Source organism: Nitrosovibrio sp. Nv6 (assembly GCF_900110495.1).
Classification (GTDB): Bacteria; Pseudomonadota; Gammaproteobacteria; order Burkholderiales; family Nitrosomonadaceae; genus Nitrosospira.
Genome location: NZ_FODX01000005.1, coordinates 127,479 through 145,277 on the forward strand (window position 1 = coordinate 127,479; position 17,799 = coordinate 145,277).

The following is a 17,799-nucleotide window of genomic DNA, read 5'->3' on the forward strand; positions in this document are numbered from 1 at the left end:
AGAGCATCCAAATATCCCTTCCTGACTCATCTGAACAATCCGGCCCCGGTTTTTCTTGTTAACCCGGATTGTTGTGAGGTTTTCGTCTGATGGGCGCCCGGAACCGGGCGCCCATTTTTATTGCAGACGGTTGGCTCATCGGTAGTTAACAACCTGTAAGGCGCGGTTAAGCGATCGCACGTTATACTGCTTTCAGTACCGATGTATATCGATTGGAAATTAACTGATGCGCCCCACCCGCCTGGAAAAACCTTCGGCTAATCGCAATGACTGGCGAACCATTCGTTCCCTGCTGCCCTATCTATGGGAATTTAAAGGCAGGGTGGTACTCGCACTTGCACTGCTGGTGATGGCCAAGCTCGCGAATGTCACCGTACCACTGATTCTGAAAGAGATTATCGATGCCCTCGATCGTCCGCGTGCCATGATGGTTCTGCCAGTTCTGCTGCTTGCCGGTTACGGCATATTGCGCCTGTGCAGCACGCTGTTCGGCGAGTTGCGGGACGCCGTGTTTGCCAAGGTGACGCAGCGCGCAATCCGGCGAGTGGCCATTAAGGTGTTTGGCCACTTGCACGCGTTATCGCTGCGCTTCCACCTGCAGCGCCAGACCGGCGGCGTATCGCGCGATATCGAGCGCGGGACGCGCGGTATTTCCTTCCTGCTTAATTTCATGCTGTTCAATATCCTGCCGACTTTGCTGGAAATCGGTCTGGTCGCCGCTATTCTGATTTCCCGGTACGACATCTGGTTCTCGGTGATCATCTTTGTCACGCTGGCGGCCTATATTGCGCTCACGCTCATCGTCACAGAATGGCGCATGATTTTCCGCCGAACCATGAACGACATGGACTCGAAAGCCAACACCCAGGCTATTGATAGCTTGCTGAACTATGAGACGGTCAAATATTTCGGAAATGAGTCATGGGAAGCGCGGCGCTACGATGAGCACATGGAGAAATGGGAAATCGCTGCCGTGCGCAACCAGACTTCACTCGCCGCACTTAACTCCGGACAGAGCGCCATTATTGCGATAGGTGTAACGTTACTGCTGTGGCTGGCGGCTGATGGTGTGATCAAAGGCACGATGTCGCTTGGCGATCTGGTGCTGGTCAATACTTTCATGCTGCAACTTTATATGCCTTTGCATTTTCTTGGGTTCGTTTATCGCGAAATCAAGCATTCGTTGGCTGACATGGAAAAAATGTTCAATTTACTGGCGGAGCATGAGGAGATAAGAGATAAACCAGGCGCTCGCGATCTCATCCCGGGCAATGCGGCAGTTCGTTTCGAGGAAGTCAATTTTAGCTACGAGCCTAATCGCCAGATTCTGTTTGATGTAGGATTTGATATCCCGCCGGGTGGCAATATCGCTGTGGTCGGGCATAGTGGATCCGGCAAATCAACGTTGGCGCGCCTGTTGTTTCGCTTCTATGATGTCACCAGCGGCTGTATTCTGATAAACGGACAGGACATCAGAGACGTGACACAGAAGAGCCTGCGCGCAACTATCGGTATCGTTCCCCAGGACTCGGTCCTGTTTAACGACAGCATTTATTACAATATAGCCTACGGACGTCCTGACGCAACCCGCGAGGAGGTAATCGAAGCTGCGAGGTCGGCTCACCTTCACGATTTTATCGTCAGTCTGCCAGATGAGTATGAAACTCCCGTGGGAGAACGCGGGTTAAAGCTCTCCGGGGGAGAAAAACAACGTGTTGCCATCGCCCGCGCAATCCTGAAAAACCCCAAGATCCTTATCTTTGACGAGGCCACTTCAGCATTGGACTCCGAGTCGGAAAAAGCCATTCAAACAGAGCTCAAGCGTGTGGCCGCGAATCGCACGACCCTGACCATTGCCCACCGCCTGTCCACCATAGTCGATGCCGACGAGATTCTGGTTATGGACAAAGGCCGCATTATCGAACGAGGCGCCCACCGGGAACTCCTTGCGGCGAAAGGAGCCTACACTTATATGTGGAAGCTACAACAGCAGGAAGAGCAAACCCGGCTGCAACTATTGGACAACAGCGGGTATAACCTGGAAACTGCAACAGCGAAAGACTAGGGAGAATATGAAATCGGGTTGAACAGATTTGTTTTGCGCTGGATAGCAAGGGTTTCAACAGGATAATGAGGTGTTGCGCCATCGCCGAAATCATTCGGGGCATTGTGCGAAAAATATGCGTGGCTTTATCGAGACTTAATCAGGCCGCCGTAATATAATTTATCTCTTTTTTGCTTCAGGTATTTAATGTGCTAGCTGCTTCTTTTTCCGTTTTCCCTCAATACCTGCTGCCTAAACAGGCCATGACGGTATTTGCGGGACAGGTTGCCAATGCGGAGGCAGGCCCCATCACTACCTTTATCATTCGACGGTTCGTCGCGCATTACGGCGTGAATATGGATGAAGCCGTGAATCCTGATATTCGGAGTTACCGGACTTTTAATGATTTTTTTACCAGGGCGCTGCTTTTGGACAGACGCCCTATCGCTCAAGCAGATTATATTTCTCCTGCGGATGGAACGATAAGCCAACTCGGCATCATTTCAGGCGATCAAATTTTTCAGGCTAAAGGGCACAATTACTCCGCTGTTGCGCTGGTAGGAGGCGACATCAAACTGGCTGAGAAATTCCAGGGCGGCAGTTTTGCGACGGTGTATTTAAGCCCTAAAGACTACCATCGCGTTCATATGCCATGTGATGGCCGCCTCACTCGCATGATTCATGTTCCAGGAGCGTTGTTCTCCGTTAATCCACGAACTGTCCGCGGCGTTCCCGCCCTTTTTGCTCGAAACGAACGCGTGATCTGTGTATTTGAATCGGAAAGTGGCCCGTTTGTATTGGCACTGGTCGGCGCCACGATCGTAGGCAGCGTATCTACGGTATGGCATGGTGTGGTTAATCCCCGGGATTCCGAGGATGCTCGCGAGGTCCGCGAGTGGCGATACGATTCACAAGATCTGGTGTTCAGGAAAGGCGATGAAATGGGACGGTTTCAACTAGGCTCAACGGTTGTAGCGTTATTTCCCAAAAACAGTTTAGTGTTCAACCCGCTTTGGGCGCCCAATCGAAATGTCCGCTTCGGCGAGATGATGGCCATGAAAGCAGACGACCATAATAACTAGAAGTCATATCTACTTTCAGTAGGTCAACTTAAACACGTCGCACTGTCCAACGGTAGCAAATCTCTGAATAAATCAAGTATCCAAGACAATTCGCAGCCGATCGCGAATACCAACAGCCTCCCGGTTACCGCTGTAACTCGTGCAATTCAATACCCGCTGAGCATTTTTTTATCAGGCTAAGGCACTCTTCAATCTAACCGGAGGCGTATCATCGGCTGTATTGTCGGTGAATTCCAACGGACAAGGAGTTTCGTCGGCAAGTTGTCGTCCCACTCGCAATAATATCTCCCGAAATTCCTTGCCCACCTCGGCATGCTGCAGTCCGTACGCTACCGTTGCCTCCAGAAAGCCCACCTTGCTGCCGCAATCATAGTGCCTGCCTTCGTAATGGAAGGCCATCACGGGCTCCAGTTTGAGAAGACGGGATATCGCGTCTGTCAGTTGAATTTCTCCTCCTGTTCCCGGATCCAGGTTTGCGATGCACTCAAAAATGGCGGGTGAAAGAATATAGCGTCCTATGATAGCCATGGTAGAAGGCGCTGCTTCGGGAGAAGGCTTTTCAACCAAACTGCGAATTTTCATGGTGCGGCTCCCGGTATCCCCGCCGACAGCATCCACAATCCCATAACGGCGTGTATCCTCTCGGGATACCTGCCTGACAGCGACGAGACTGGCCGGTGTTTGCTCGTATTGAGAAATCATCTGCGCCAGTACGGAAGGCTGACCGTCAATCAGATCGTCCGGGAGCAGTACGGCGAAAGGTTCGTTGCCAATCAGGTGCCGTGCGCAATAAATAGCATGCCCCAAGCCCTTGGGCTCTTCCTGGCGGACAAAGCTGAAATGGATGCCGCCTGGTGTCAGCTGCCGCAACATTTTCAATGAAGCGTGCTTTCCTTGCGATGCCAGTTCGTTTTCCAGTTCCACCGCTCGATGAAGATGGTCCTCAATGGATCGCTTGCTGCGGTGGGTTATGAAAATGATCTCTTCAATACCTGCGGCGGCTGCTTCATCAACGGCATACTGAATCAGGGGCTTGTCTACAATGGGAAGCATTTCCTTGGCTACCGCCTTGGTCGCAGGCAGGAAACGAGTACCCAGGCCGGCGACGGGGAACACTGCTTTACGCACCGCTCGTGTGGATTTGCGAATTGAGGACGCCCCGCTGAGCGGCCGTACTTCTTTTCGGTTTGCAGTTGCAGATGTGGCGGAAATGCTCATGACTACTCTCCCTGATTATTTCGTTTTACATTGATAATTTGTACCACACCATAGGAACTCTACGGATGGTCCATTCGAATGAGTTTGATTCCACATACAAACTCCAATTTTTCCGTTAACTAAAGTTGCCGCATATAAGCCACAAGATCGGACTTTTCCTCATCCGTAAGCTTGAGCTGTAGTACCAGATTGAAAAATTCGACGGTATCCTCGAGCGTTAGCAAACGGCCGTCGTGCAGATAAGGGGGGCTGTCTTTAATGCCGCGCAGTGTAAACGTCTTCATTGGCCCGTCCCCTGGCTCGTTGAGGAAACGTTCGAGTTTCAGGTCGTGCATTTGGTGGTCAAGGAAAGCGGGCGGCTGATGGCAGCTTGCACACTTGCCTTTTCCGAAAAAAACTTTCTCACCGCGAAGTTCCCTTGGGGTTGCTTTAGCCGTATCAAGCCTGCCCTGCGTATCCAGTTTGGGTGCGGGCGGAAAATCGAACATATTTTGAAGCTGCGCCATATGGCTTACGTGAATTCGATCAAAAATCGTAAAACCCTTCTTCATCGCGTGAATTGGATCGCCGTTGAAATAGGCCGTCCGAAATTCAAACTCGGTGAAATCCTCCACTGAACGCAAGCTGCGCTTTGAACCATGAATCTGCTGGTTATACATTCCGCGCAAGCTGGTTGTATCCAGCCGAAAACGCCGCTCCTCCGGCCTGATATCGGGATTGAGATGGAACTGCCCAGTCGTATGACCATTTACATGGCAATCGAGACAAGTAACACCCAGGCTGGGCTGAGTGCTTTTACGGTCATCCGTAGGATTGAATTCCTCTTGCGGGAAAGGAGTAAGCAGCATTCTGAAGCCATCCAGCTGTACTGGCGTGAGGATGTCCTTGAAGAGACGGTAAAAATTGTTGATCGAGACAACCTCGCCTCGAGAAACATCCCCTAGTTCAGGCCGGTTCTGAAGAAAAATTGCCGGGGGAAACTCCGGCAGGAACGCTTCTGGCAAATCGAATTCGACGTCAAATCGCTCCAACCGGGGAAACATTTTGGTTTGGACTTGAGGAAAAACCTGTCCCCCCGGGGCCTGTTTCGGATGTGGCAGGGAGGGATACGGAAATAGGTTTTTACTGCGTATTTCTGCCGGAGACATATCGGCTAATTTTTGCCAGCTTGTTCCCGACGCCAAACGTGCGGTGGGTCCAACCGCCAACGGTTTACCGCGCGACATTTTCGCTTCCCGATCAAGCCGTGGGGTTAAATCGTAGCGCCGGAGCAGCAACTCATGCTGAGTCTTCATGACCTGGGGACGGTCGGCCACGTCCGCTTTCATGATCTCTTCGAAAGTTTGCATCGGCTTCTTGGCATTCAGGGGGTCACGATAAAAATCAAACCCAAGTATCTTTCCGTCGTCGGGCTGATTTTCAAAAGCAGGTGAAGAAGGCATTGCATTCGGGGCGGCAAAGACGCTGGATCGGTCGTGCTCGGTTTTTTTCTGCTCGGGCCGTGTAATTTCGGTTTGACGGACGGTTTGAGCGTCGGTAATAGCATCCCGCGATTGCCCGCTGGCCGGGTGCATGCTCCTTTCGCTTCCGCTTTGGCCAGTTTGGCCAATGGCACTATTCATTCCCGCGCTTAAGCTGATGCATACCAAACCCAGTATCAGGAAATTCACTTTTTTCATGATAGATCTCCGTTTTTAAGCGCGAACAAGTCGAAGTTCTTATGCTCGCTTTTTTTCAGATCACCCACTGATTCAGCTAATCCCTTTCAGCCCATATCGGCCAGGTTGGTTCCGTTTACTTATGGTATTTGTCATGGTGTTCGTTGACTGAGCGGCGTCTAGTTTTTCATGGAACATAAACCGGGTCTGTTCGAAAGCGCACACTAGACACGAATATTCGTCTCTGGAGATTTGTTTTTGAATAACGGCCTGGTTCTGCGCATTTCCCGAAGGTTCCTCCCAATGCCCCAACGTCATGTCCGGGGAACGCATTTTCTTACCTGCTTGACTGAAAAAATCTCTTGAATTCTTTTGTCGGAGGCTCGCCAGAACCAGCAGCAGCCACTGAACAATAAACATCCAAGCGCTCGTATTCCTTTTTTACGACCGCATAGTTCTCGCCCGCGCTGGCTTCCAGCTGTCGACGGTCCACCACTGCGAGGTGCCCTCGCCTGCAACGAATCGCCCCGGCCGTTTGTAGCTTGTGCGCAGCCACTGTTACGCTTTCCCGGCGCACTCCCAGCATTATTCCGACCTGCTCATGCGTTATGTGAAGTTCATTGCCTGGCAGTCGATCCAGACTCATCAGCAAGAGATAACTCAGCTGCTGGTCCACGGTATGATATCGATTGGAAACGGCTATCTGCTCCGTCTGGATCATCAGCGCATGAGCAAAGCGCAGAAGTAGATGCTGCAACTCCCCGCCCAACTCGAATTCCCTTTTTAACAGATCTGCTTTAATGCGAAATGCACTACCCGAGCTCTGCACCACCATGCGCGCAAGACTGTTCTCGGCGCCAAAAAGAACGGAAATGCCAGCTACGCCCTCATTGCCTATGATTCCAGTCTGCGTGCACGCGCCGCTTTCCGTCTCGTACAAGCGGGCGACAATTGAGGTCGTTGGAAAATACAGATGCCTGATGGGCAGGTCGGGCTCGTAAATCACGTGACCTGCCGGCATAGGCACAAATTCAAGAAGGGGCAACAACCGTGTATAACTTGCAAGAGGGAGTGCTGCAAGTATTCTGTTCAGCTTTGCACTGTGGGGTGGAGGCATGACGAGCTCAATATCGAGTTTGCTTTGAAAAAGATATGCTCATACATCGATGCCTATACGTCACGTCTCGCGATAGATCGATGTTCTTGGGCTCATATCTTCCCAGCCATCATTCCTGCTATTGGAAACCCAAGTTCAACGATTCTAATCAGCAGGGCCGCACTGTTCTGTTCGGCGGCACACATAGGGGCAAAGACAGCTCCGCAACCGGATTAATAAAAAGTCAGGTTTGGATGGCGCGAGGACAGCGAAGGCTTGAATGGCCGATTAGAGCTGAAAGCTGGACAAACAGTCTGTGTGCCTGGATGACTTACGGGAAACGCTGAGAGACGTGCAGAACTATTGCGCTGACAGGAATGTCAGGGTTCAAAGGGGCATAGGGTTGCTGTCGTTGAGCGCCGTCCAGCCGCGCACAATGCGGTAAATCACCCATACACCTGCGCCCACCGCAAGGATATATGCAAATATGATACCAATGACTGTCGCGAAGAGCATTGCCGCAATGACCAGCCAAAACAATGTGTACCAGAATGTGCGTATTTGCCAGCCAAAATGGGAGTCGAGATAAGTGCCGCGCACATCGCTGCGCTTAACGTAGTTAAGGATTACAGCAATGATTGAAGGCCAGCCGGTGAGAAATGTGGTAATGATAAGGGCTGGCCCCAGCATCCCCATCAGGACGCTGAAACCATGTAACAGGTAAATGATATGCGTGAGGCGAACGAGACCGGCGGGAGGAACGACAGACACAACTCGCGAGTCGGGTTCGTTCATATTTGTACCCTTCAATCTTTGGCAGCTATAGCCGCGAGGATTTCAGTTTTATAACGATGGAATAATGGGACGGGTTATGGCCCGTTCTGGCCTCACCCATTCTTTTTACATCTACTGATCCGGTGCTTCTTCCTCCGCGGGATCATCGTAAACCTCCGGTGGAGGACTGCCGTCATAGATCAAATGCTTACGCTGTTGCAAATAAGCGTCGCGCACGAATAGATAAGGCTCCAGCGCGGCCTCATCGCGAATGCGCATGGGCCCGGACAGCCTGGCCCGTTTGTCTACGACACCAAGAATGGAAAGGGGTACCGTAACGGGAGCGCCGATCGCATAAATACCGACATAAAAGAGAACATTGGTGAACACGGTGACAGGAATGCCTGGCACGTCCCGGTTGCTGCTGGGCCCAAGCAAAGGAACAAATACATAAGTGTTTGCATCGACGCCCCACACTCCCAGCGTTTGTCCGAAGTCTTCGTCGTGTTGCGCCAAACCCATGGGCGAGGCCATATCGAAAAGACCAACGCCGCCAATGGTCGAATTGACAACGAAGCGCAGGGTGTCCTGGAATCCCTGGCGCACTTTGCCCTGCAGGAAGTCATTCAGGATTACATTGGGATACTGAAGATTGTCATAAAAGTGTCCGATAGAGCGCTGCATCCGGTCGGGCACATAGTCCATATACCACTCAGCAACCGGCTCCACGATTTTCCGATCGACTACATCGGTGAACGTGTAGAACTTACGATTGATATTCTCATACGGATCGATTGGATCCGTCGAATCTGTGCTCTGCTCATGCGGGCGCATAGTAGCGCAACCCGAAAGCAAAACCGCGCATACCAATAACAGGACGGCCGTTGAATTGTTTTGTCTCACGATTGAATAATAAGTAAAAATGGCACGATGGATTCACTTGAGCTTCAGAATCAGCGACGCGTCGATTCCCAGATGAGAAGTATAAACATAATTGCGAAGATAACGGACAAGATTCTTCTGCGACGGCAGTATTTTCCGGTTTGACGCTTGCATAGATGAGTGAAGCCGCAGTGCAACCGTTAGCCGAATGACTGGTATGCTTTACTCCAGCCGCCTATCTGAAACCGTCAAAAAAATTGCGATACCGATACTATGGCAATCCTCGGAACGATGGCGGGGAACAGGCCTGCACTCGGCCTGCACTCAGGCAATATCCCAAGCCGGGCGGCGCAGAAGTAACTATCTGTCCTGTTTCAAAGAAATTGACTGCGGGAGTACTGGCCACGTGATGTTATATGCGGAGAACATGGGGATCGCTTTACGCCGGTTAATGCTTGAGCCTCAAACCCATCAGGGCGTCCCGACATAAATGCCCTGATTCTCAAATGGCCAGCATGCTTATTCGTTTCAATTCCTGTGCCACACTGCCCACGGCCCTGAGAAAATTCTCCACCTGTGCCGGTGAGTTATCGCTACCCAGGCTTACTCGCACGGCACAGCGCGTCAGCGTCGGGTCTATTCCCATCGCTTCCAGCACGTGGCTTCGGCCGGGATTCACACTGGAGCAAGCGGCGCCGCTTGCTACTGCGAAACCCGCTTTGTCGAGACGAACCACCAGCGTATCGCCTTCAATGCCCGCCAATGCGAAATAGCAGGTATTGGGCAAACGCGGCGCCCCAAGTCCAAAAATAACCGCGCCCATCCCGATCAAACCCTGCTCCAGTTGCGAACGCATCGCCAAAATTCGGGTAGTCCTTTCCGTCAATCGTGCTTTGGCTAATCCGCAGGCTACGCCCAGTCCCACAATGGCGGGAACATTTTCGGTACCCGAGCGCAATCCGTTCTCATGCCCACCACCATAGATAAGGGGTTTGAGCAATAGCCGCTTGTCTATGATCAGCGCCGCCGCCCCCTTGGGTCCGTAGATCTTGTGACCGGATAAGGTCATGGCATGTACGTTGAGAGAGGCAAAATCCGCCGGGATTTTACCAAACGCCTGCACCGCGTCGGTGTGCACCCACGCGCCGTATGCCCGGGCTTTTTGGGCGATCGCCGCCACATCCTGAATGACGCCCGTTTCGTTATTTGCCAGCATTACCGATACCAGCCCGGACTGCTGCTCCAGCATCGCATTATCAAGATCGCCCAGGTCGACCTGACCCTGGTTATCTACCGCCAATCGGCGCAACTTCCAGCTCCCCCGCGAATTGCGCGCCAATTCCTGAGCCGACCGCATTACGCAAGGATGCTCAACCGAGCTCACGGCAATTTGCGCCGGTTTCAGATACCCTGCCGCCCCCTGGATGAACAGATTGTTGGCCTCCGATCCGCCACTGGTAAAAACCACCTGTGCCGGTTGCGCCCCGACCGAATCCGCTACCTGCTCGCGTGCCTGGTTGACCGCACGGCGAGCCGCTATACCAAGTGCATGGCGGCTGGAGGCATTGCCATACTCTTTCTGAAAATACGGCAACATCGCATCCAGCACTGCATCATCGACAGCAGTTGTGGCATTATGGTCAAAATAAGCGTAAGTCATTTTTTCCCCCGGCGAGCGCCATTTTATTCAGGGTGCATCGTGAGGATCATAATTCAGCCGTTGTCATCGGTCAGCACTCAAGTCAGAAAAACCGTTTCCCCCGGCTGTTTGCATGCTCTCATATCCTGCAATATGGCAATATCCTTCACCTTGGGGTTTGACACCAATTGCTCCAGCGTAACCAGCGCCAGATAATCCCGTATCCTGGCATTAAGGTTTGCCCATAAATTATGGGTCATGCAGCGCTGGTCATTGTAGCAATTCTCCTTGCCACCGCATTGTGTTGCATCAATTGGCTCATCCACGGCAAGAATAATGTCAACTACAGACACTTCGCTCATCGGTTTTGTCAAGCGGTAGCCCCCGCCCGGACCGCGCACGCTGCCCACCAGTTTATTACGCCGCAGTTTTCCGAAAAGTTGTTCCAGGTAAGACAGGGAAATTTTCTGCCGTTCGCTGATGCCTGCCAACGTAACCGGCCCCTCCGCGCTATGCAATGCAAGATCAATCATCGCGGTTACCGCAAAACGACCCTTTGTCGTTAATCGCATTTTTCGCTCCCAATGAGAATTCGTATCTGGTTAACATCTGCCGAATATCGGGCCAATACCCGACAACGTTGGTCAAGTATAAGAAATCCCTTCAACTTTGGTCAACTATTTTGTTGAGGTAAAATGAATCGAATTGACCGAACTTGATCGCGAACTTGACTATCGTCAACTTTCCCGGGCTTTTACTCGGATTCAGGCGCGGTCGCACCGCTTGAAGAAATGGCCTTCACGGGGTGATCCAGGCGCATTCGTTTTTCACAAGCGCCAAGAATCCCCCGCAATATATTGACTTCCTCCTTTTCCAGCCGTGCACGGGCAAATAACCGCCGAATCCGCTGCATCAGCCGTTTCGGCTCCCGAGGATCCAGGAAGCCGCTGCTGACCGCGACCCGCTCCAGGTGATGGCAGAGTAATTCAATTTCGTCGAACCCGGCTGCCACGCCAGCGGTGCCAACGCGTGGTGAAAATGCTCCCGCTTCCCCTGCTTCCGGCATCGCCATACGCAGTTCGTAGGACATCAACTGCACTGCACTGGCAAGATTGAGAGAGGAATATGCCGGATTTGCGGGAATATGCACAACGATTTGGCACTTGCTCACTTCCAGGGTGGTGAGACCGGACATTTCCGTGCCAAAAACCAGCGCTACCGGATTCTGGCGCGCCTGCTCGAGCAATTCCATTGCACCCCGGCGGGCATCGAAAACTTCATGCGAAAGATCGCGCGGACGCGCCGTAACCGCTGCCGCCAGGATTGTGCCGCTTAAAGCCTCATCCAGATCCGCGCAGACCCTGGCTTTGTTCAGGACGTCCCACGCACCGGCAGCGCGTCTTTCGGCTTCCTTGTCGGGAAAGAACTTGGGATTTACCAGATAGAGCGACGCCAGGCCCATCGTTTTCATTGCGCGCGCCGCAGCGCCAATGTTGCCAGGATGACTGGTGTGACTTAACACCACGCGGACATTGTCAAGCGGATGGGGAGGATTCATATTAAAATTTGCAGTCCGTCACTTCTGAATCCAAAACAATGCATCCCATGCTTACCATTGCGGTCAAAGCCGCGCGTCGCGCTGGCGGTATTATCAACCGTGCTGCGCAGAACCTAGATTTGCTGCACGTCTCGCGCAAGGCGCACAGTGATTTTGTCAGTGAAGTGGATGGGGCAGCGGAAGACGCTATCATCGAGACGCTGCTGGATGCCTATCCTAATCACTCCATTTTAGCAGAAGAAAGCGGCGCTCAAGGCGATCCGGACAAGTCGGAATACCAATGGATTATCGATCCGCTCGACGGCACGACCAATTTTCTCCATGGCTTCCCGCATTACTCGGTATCCATCGGGCTGATGCACAAAAACGTTCTATCCCAGGCAGTTGTATACGATCCCTCTGCCAACGAATTATTCACCGCCAGCCGTGGCCGAGGCGCTTATATGAATGATCATCGTCTGCGCGTAAGCAAGCGCGCCCAGCTCGCGGACTGCCTGATCGGGACCGGTTTCCCGTTTCGTGAATTCACTCATGCCGAAGCCTACCTAGCCATGTTCAAAGACATCATGCCGCGAACTGCCGGCATCCGCCGTCCCGGCTCTGCCGCACTGGACCTTGCCTATGTAGCGGCTGGGCGCTATGACGGCTTCTGGGAGTTTGGGCTGTCCCCCTGGGACATGGCGGCCGGGTGTCTGCTCATTACAGAAGCGGGTGGACTGGTAGGCGATATGGAAGGCAACGCCACCTATCTGCAGACCGGCAATGTGCTTGCCGGCAACCCTAAAATCTTCGGCCAACTGCTACAGGTCATTGCGCCGCATCTGACGCAGGAATTGAAGACAGATTGATGGCACAGGTGATGACGACTCGCTTCCAATAAGTTGAAATAGCAAAATGGAGCCGCCAGATTTTGTTCGTTTCGGTCGTGCAATCTGCTGTGATCTGGAGCAAGCGAGTCGACGTGAATGGTGGCTGGCAGACGGTCTCGGCGGATATGCCGGCGGTACAATTGCCCAATGTCTGACCCGCCGTTATCACGGCCTCCTGGTTGCTCCCGCAAATCCTCCCCTGGGGCGCGTTCTGGTCTTCGCCAAGGCCGACGCCACGCTGCATGACAATGGGCGCAGCTGGCCGCTATTTACCAATTGCTGGGGCAGCGGTGCGGTCGAGCCACAGGGACTCGTACACATTGAATCGTTCCGGCTGGACGGCAGTATCCCGGTCTGGCGGTTTGCCATCGGTGATCTGATCCTGGAACAATGCGTCTGGATGGAACGGGAGCAGCACACGACCTGTATCGCGTGGCGGCTGGTCCATCCCCTGGAGCGCCCGGTGCATCTCGGCATCGATCTGCTCGTGAACGGCCGCAACCATCACGGCGAAATCTGTACAGGCGAGTTCAATCCCGTAATCGAAGGCGATGTCAATCATATCGGCGTCCGCCGCGCTGGCGGGCCGACACTGCATTTTCATACTCATGATGGCCAGCTCTTCGCCAGACATCATTGGATTGAGGACTTTGACTTGCCCCGGGAGCGCGAGCGTGGACTTCCGGATCGCGACTCACATTTTTGCGCCGCGCATATGCGGTTGCCATTGCGGACCGAATGGAGCGGTCTCGTAGCTATGATGTCGGCCACGCCGGAGGCGCCTGCGACTGACCCCCCGCCACATTGCTCTGAAATGCTGAATCGTCGCCGCGCCCATGATGCCGCGCAGCTGACGACGGCCCTGACGTCAACATCTGAACTCCGTAATGCGCCAAGCTGGGTTCATCAACTGGTGATAGCCGCAAACAGCTTTCCGATTGTGCGGCCCGTGTCGGCAAGGGAAGTAAAGAAGGGACCGAACGGAAAAGAACAGGATCGACAACAAGGACGATGTGGGCAGCGGAAGGAATCGGTTATCGCCGGCTACCCCTGGTTTAGCGATTGGGCGCGCGATACACTGATCGCGTTGCCGGGGCTGACGCTGACCACCGGGCGTTACGCTTCCGCGCGCAATATTCTTACTACCATGGCCGGTTTTGTCGATCGCGGCATGGTGCCGAACATGTTCCCGGACGATGGCGGCCAGCCGCAATACAATACTGTCGATGGAGCCTTATGGTACTTCGAGGCGTGGCGCGCCTATATTGCCGTCAGCCATGATATAGCCGGATTGCAGGAAATTTATCCGATGCTCCAGGAGATGGTGAGCTGGCATGTGCGCGGCACCCGTCACGGTATCGGCATTGATTCCAGTGACGGTCTCTTATGCGCGGGCGACTCCGATATACAGCTGACCTGGATGGATGCCAAGCTGGGCGACTGGGTGGTAACGCCTCGCCATGGCAAACCGGTGGAGGTCAATGCGTTATGGTTCAACGCGCTCATGTGCATGGCAAAGTTCAGCCGTTTGCTGAAAAAAGACCCTGAAATATTTGAAAAACTCGCTAAACGGGCCAAAGCCGGATTTTCCCGTTTCCTGAAACCGGCAGGAGGGCTGTACGACGTGCTGGATGGTCCCACGGGCAATGACGAAAACATACGTCCGAATCAAATTCTCGCGGTAACGCTGCACTATTCAGCCCTGACACCGCAGGCGCAGGCGCGGGTAGTGGCCGAGGCACGGCGGCATCTGCTCACCTCCTACGGGTTACGTTCACTGGCACCGGAACATCCCGGCTATCGGGGGCGCTATGAAGGCGGTGTATGGGAGCGCGATTCAGCGTATCATCAGGGACCGGTGTGGAGTTGGCTGTTGCCCCATTATGCAACGGCCGAGTATCGCGTTACGGGCGATGCCGAGTTGGCGCAATCCCGCCTTGCCCCTATCCATGATCACCTGTTGGATGCGGGGCTGGGCACAATATCGGAAATTTTCGACGGCGAACCCCCTCATGCGCCTCGCGGCGCACCATCACAGGCATGGAGCGTTGCCTGCGTACTGGAGGCTTGGGTCGCACTGGAACGCGCCCGACCGAGGGCGCGAGAAGGCATGGCAAAAGAAGAGGAGTCACGTCAATGACCATCCAACCTCACGCCGAACGGCAGCGACTGGAAAACCAGCGGCAAGGAAAAGAAGACTGGCGCTTGTGGGGGCCGTATTTGTCAGAGCGCGCCTGGGGCACGGTTCGGGAGGACTACAGCCGGGACGGCAACGCATGGGAATACTTTGACCACGATCAATCCCGCTCCCGCGCCTATCGCTGGAATGAGGACGGCCTGGGCGGCATCTCGGACAAGGAGCAGCGCCTCTGTTTCGGGCTGGCGCTATGGAACGGCAAGGATTCCATTCTAAAAGAGCGTGCTTTCGGCCTCACCGGGAACCAGGGCAATCGCGGCGAAGATGTGAAAGAATGCTATTTCTATCTTGATGCCACCCCTTCGCATGCGTGGCTTCATTACCTCTATAAGTATCCCCAGTCCGCATTTCCTTATACACGGCTGATAGAAGAAAACGCGCGTCGTTCTCGCCAGGATCCACCGTTTGGTCTGATCGATAGCGGCGCTTTCGCCAAGGGGCACTACTGGGATGTGGAGGTTCTTTATGCCAAGGCGTCGCCCGAGGAATTGCATATCCGCATCCTCGCCAGCAACCGGAGCCCCGATGAGGCCACATTGTGGCTACTCCCACAACTCTGGTTTCGAAATACATGGTCATGGTCTGAAGAAAACACCGAAAAGCCATGCCTTTATGACATACCCTCGACAAGCGGCGCCGCGTGGGAGGTTGCGGCCGAGCACCCCACGCTGGGAACCTATCATCTCTACGGGCAGCAGCAGGCGGATCTCCTCTATACCGAGAATGAGAGCAACGGTTCGCAGTTGTGGAACATACCCAACAGCAGGCCTTATGTCAAAGATGCATTTCATCGCTACCTGGTGGATGGAGAACTTGCGGCGGTAAATCCGGCCCGGGAGGGAACCAAATTCGGCGCCGCTCACAAACTTACGATTGGACCAGGACAGACCGGTGCAATCGATCTGGTATTGTCGGACACACCCCGATCCCGGCCATTCAGCTGTCAGGATCAGATTCTTGTCCAACGCCGCGCGGAAGCCGATGCTTTTTTCCAGGCGCTGCGGCCGGAAGCCACCGTCCAGGATCACCGCATCCTGAGGCAGGCATTGGCGGGCATGATATGGAACAAACAGTTCTTTCATTATGATGTATCCGCCTGGTTGACAGGGGACGGGATGACGCCGCCCGCGTCGAGGATGCGGGGCCGCAACCACAATTGGCGTCATTTCAAGGCAAGCCATGTAATCTCGATGCCGGATGCCTGGGAATTTCCCTGGTTTGCCGCCTGGGACCTGGCTTTCCATTGTGCGGCGATTGCGCTCATTGACGTGGATTTCGCAAAGGACCAAATCGAACTGCTCCTGAACGAAAAATATCTGCACCCCAACGGTCAGATACCTGCGTATGAGTGGGCATTCGATGACGTAAACCCACCGGTGCAGGCTATGGGCGCTCTCAAGGTGTTTCGCGCGGAGCGCGTGCAACGCGGCAAAGGCGACATCGCTTTTCTGAAACGCGTGCTGCACAAGCTTCTGTTGAATCACACCTGGTGGATTAATCTGCATGATGCCGACGGCATGAATGTTTTCGAAGGCGGTTTTCTCGGACTGGACAATATCTCTGTATATGATCGCTCCCAGTCTCTGCCTCCGGGTTATTCGCTGAAGCAGGCTGATGCTACCGGATGGATGGCGATGTTTTCCCTGGAACTTACGGTGATGGCCCTAGAAATCGCTATTGAAGACCCTGCTTATGAAAGCATTGCCATCCAGTGCTACAGCCAGTTCCTCGCGATTGGCAACGCGATTGCCGGCCACGCCGGTGCGTGCGTGCCGCTTTGGGACAACGTGGATGGCTTTTTCAAGGATCTCATGGTCAATCCGGACGGCAGCGTAAATCGTATTGATGTCTTTTCCTGGGTTGGCATCATTCCACTGTTTGCGTGCGAGGTAGTGGACGCAAGATTGCTCGCAAACCGCACACGTTTCAGGACGCTACTCTGGGAACATAAAGGTGGCATGTTCGATGGAAGCGCCATATGCGCCTGCCCGGTAGATACCAACGAGCGCGGCGAGCATTTGTTGTCGCTGGTAACCGCCTCCATGCTCGTGAAAATGCTGCCGCGTATTTTCAACGAAGAAGAATTCTTTTCGCCATACGGCGTGCGCAGCGTCTCCAAGCGCCATGCTACGGAGCGAAGTGTCGAACATATCCCTGGCATGGGCAAGGCCGTCATCCGTTACGTGCCGGGAGAATCCGACACGGGTCTGTTCGGCGGCAATTCAAACTGGCGCGGACCGGTATGGATGCCAACCAACTACCTGTTGATTCAGGCCATCGAAAAAATGCATCGCTACCTGGGCGATGCGTTTACTTTCCCGGCGCCCTGCCTGAACGGATACGAGATTAATCTCAAATATGCCGCCAACATGCTTGCCGACCGGCTTGCGGATATTTTCCGCCGTGACGAATCCGACCTGATTCCGGCATTTCCTATAGACAGCCCGCACCAGAACGACCCGTACTGGCGCGACCTGCTGCTTTTTCATGAATATTTTCACGGCGAAACGGGCCAGGGCCTGGGCGCATCCCATCAAACCGGCTGGAGCGGGCTGGTGGCAAACCTGGTGATACGGCGGTATCAATCTGATATCCCGGAATTCTGGAGGCAACAGACGAAAATCGAGCCATCGGAATCATAATACAGGCACGAATCATTTCGGCAACCCAGCCGTGCTAGGGCCCAACCGCAGCTATGGAATTAAGCGCCACTCCCGATACCCTTCATCCTTTAGGAATATAGCTGAGCCCAAACTTTTGCCATCTCGGCCTCGTTGAGTAT

At 53.8% G+C, this 17,799-nt stretch carries 13 protein-coding genes; 5 read left to right on the forward strand and 8 right to left on the reverse strand.

All coding sequences use genetic code 11. The features are described from left to right. Positions 1 to 226: 226 nt before the first annotated feature. Positions 227 to 2,065, forward strand: coding sequence for an ABCB family ABC transporter ATP-binding protein/permease (locus BMX66_RS11525; RefSeq protein ID WP_090882308.1), 1,839 nt, complete (start codon positions 227 to 229; stop codon positions 2,063 to 2,065). Between the two features lie 242 nt (positions 2,066 to 2,307). After that, a complete protein-coding gene (asd, locus tag BMX66_RS11530; RefSeq protein WP_090882310.1) occupies positions 2,308 to 3,126 on the forward strand; it encodes an archaetidylserine decarboxylase in 819 nt (272 codons plus the stop codon). A 171-nt stretch (positions 3,127 to 3,297) separates the two neighbouring features. On the opposite strand, the gene galU is transcribed toward asd, so the two are convergent. The 8 genes from galU to BMX66_RS11575 all read right to left on the reverse strand — a co-directional run bounded on the left by galU (position 3,298) and on the right by BMX66_RS11575 (position 11,951). Next, the gene (galU, locus tag BMX66_RS11535; RefSeq protein ID WP_090882312.1) at positions 3,298 to 4,344 is read right to left on the reverse strand and encodes a UTP--glucose-1-phosphate uridylyltransferase GalU; all 1,047 of its coding nucleotides are present in this window, start codon (positions 4,342 to 4,344) and stop codon (positions 3,298 to 3,300) included. A 119-nt stretch (positions 4,345 to 4,463) separates the two neighbouring features. Next, positions 4,464 to 6,023: a cytochrome B6 gene (locus tag BMX66_RS11540; protein ID WP_090882314.1), complete on the reverse strand. Its 1,560-nt coding sequence runs from the start codon at positions 6,021 to 6,023 to the stop codon at positions 4,464 to 4,466. A 316-nt stretch (positions 6,024 to 6,339) separates the two neighbouring features. After that, complete coding sequence (locus tag BMX66_RS11550) at positions 6,340 to 7,119, reverse strand: Crp/Fnr family transcriptional regulator (protein WP_090882318.1); 780 nt, start codon at positions 7,117 to 7,119, stop codon at positions 6,340 to 6,342. A gap of 366 nt (positions 7,120 to 7,485) precedes the next feature. Continuing rightward, complete coding sequence (locus tag BMX66_RS11555) at positions 7,486 to 7,893, reverse strand: DUF4870 family protein (protein WP_090882320.1); 408 nt, start codon at positions 7,891 to 7,893, stop codon at positions 7,486 to 7,488. 111 nt (positions 7,894 to 8,004) lie between these two features. Then, complete coding sequence (locus BMX66_RS11560) at positions 8,005 to 8,706, reverse strand: MlaA family lipoprotein (RefSeq protein ID WP_090882323.1); 702 nt, start codon at positions 8,704 to 8,706, stop codon at positions 8,005 to 8,007. 550 nt (positions 8,707 to 9,256) lie between these two features. Continuing rightward, positions 9,257 to 10,414, reverse strand: a complete 1,158-nt coding sequence (locus BMX66_RS11565) for a cysteine desulfurase family protein (RefSeq protein WP_090882324.1) — start codon at positions 10,412 to 10,414, stop codon at positions 9,257 to 9,259. 77 nt (positions 10,415 to 10,491) lie between these two features. Then, on the reverse strand, positions 10,492 to 10,965 hold the full coding sequence (gene iscR / locus BMX66_RS11570; protein WP_090882326.1) for a Fe-S cluster assembly transcriptional regulator IscR: 474 nt from the start codon (positions 10,963 to 10,965) through the stop codon (positions 10,492 to 10,494). Positions 10,966 to 11,147: 182 nt separating this feature from the next. Beyond that, positions 11,148 to 11,951, reverse strand: coding sequence for an RNA methyltransferase (locus tag BMX66_RS11575; RefSeq protein ID WP_090882327.1), 804 nt, complete (start codon positions 11,949 to 11,951; stop codon positions 11,148 to 11,150). A 38-nt stretch (positions 11,952 to 11,989) separates the two neighbouring features. Between BMX66_RS11575 and BMX66_RS11580 the strand changes: the two genes are divergently transcribed. The 3 genes from BMX66_RS11580 to BMX66_RS11590 are packed head-to-tail and all read left to right on the forward strand — an operon-like array spanning position 11,990 to position 17,659. Further along, positions 11,990 to 12,799, forward strand: a complete 810-nt coding sequence (locus BMX66_RS11580; RefSeq protein WP_090882329.1) for an inositol monophosphatase family protein — start codon at positions 11,990 to 11,992, stop codon at positions 12,797 to 12,799. A 46-nt stretch (positions 12,800 to 12,845) separates the two neighbouring features. Continuing rightward, positions 12,846 to 14,960, forward strand: coding sequence for an amylo-alpha-1,6-glucosidase (locus BMX66_RS11585; protein ID WP_090882331.1), 2,115 nt, complete (start codon positions 12,846 to 12,848; stop codon positions 14,958 to 14,960). Beyond that, positions 14,957 to 17,659, forward strand: coding sequence for an MGH1-like glycoside hydrolase domain-containing protein (locus BMX66_RS11590; RefSeq protein ID WP_090882333.1), 2,703 nt, complete (start codon positions 14,957 to 14,959; stop codon positions 17,657 to 17,659). Before BMX66_RS11585 ends, BMX66_RS11590 begins: the two co-directional genes overlap by 4 nt. Positions 17,660 to 17,799 lie beyond the last annotated feature (140 nt).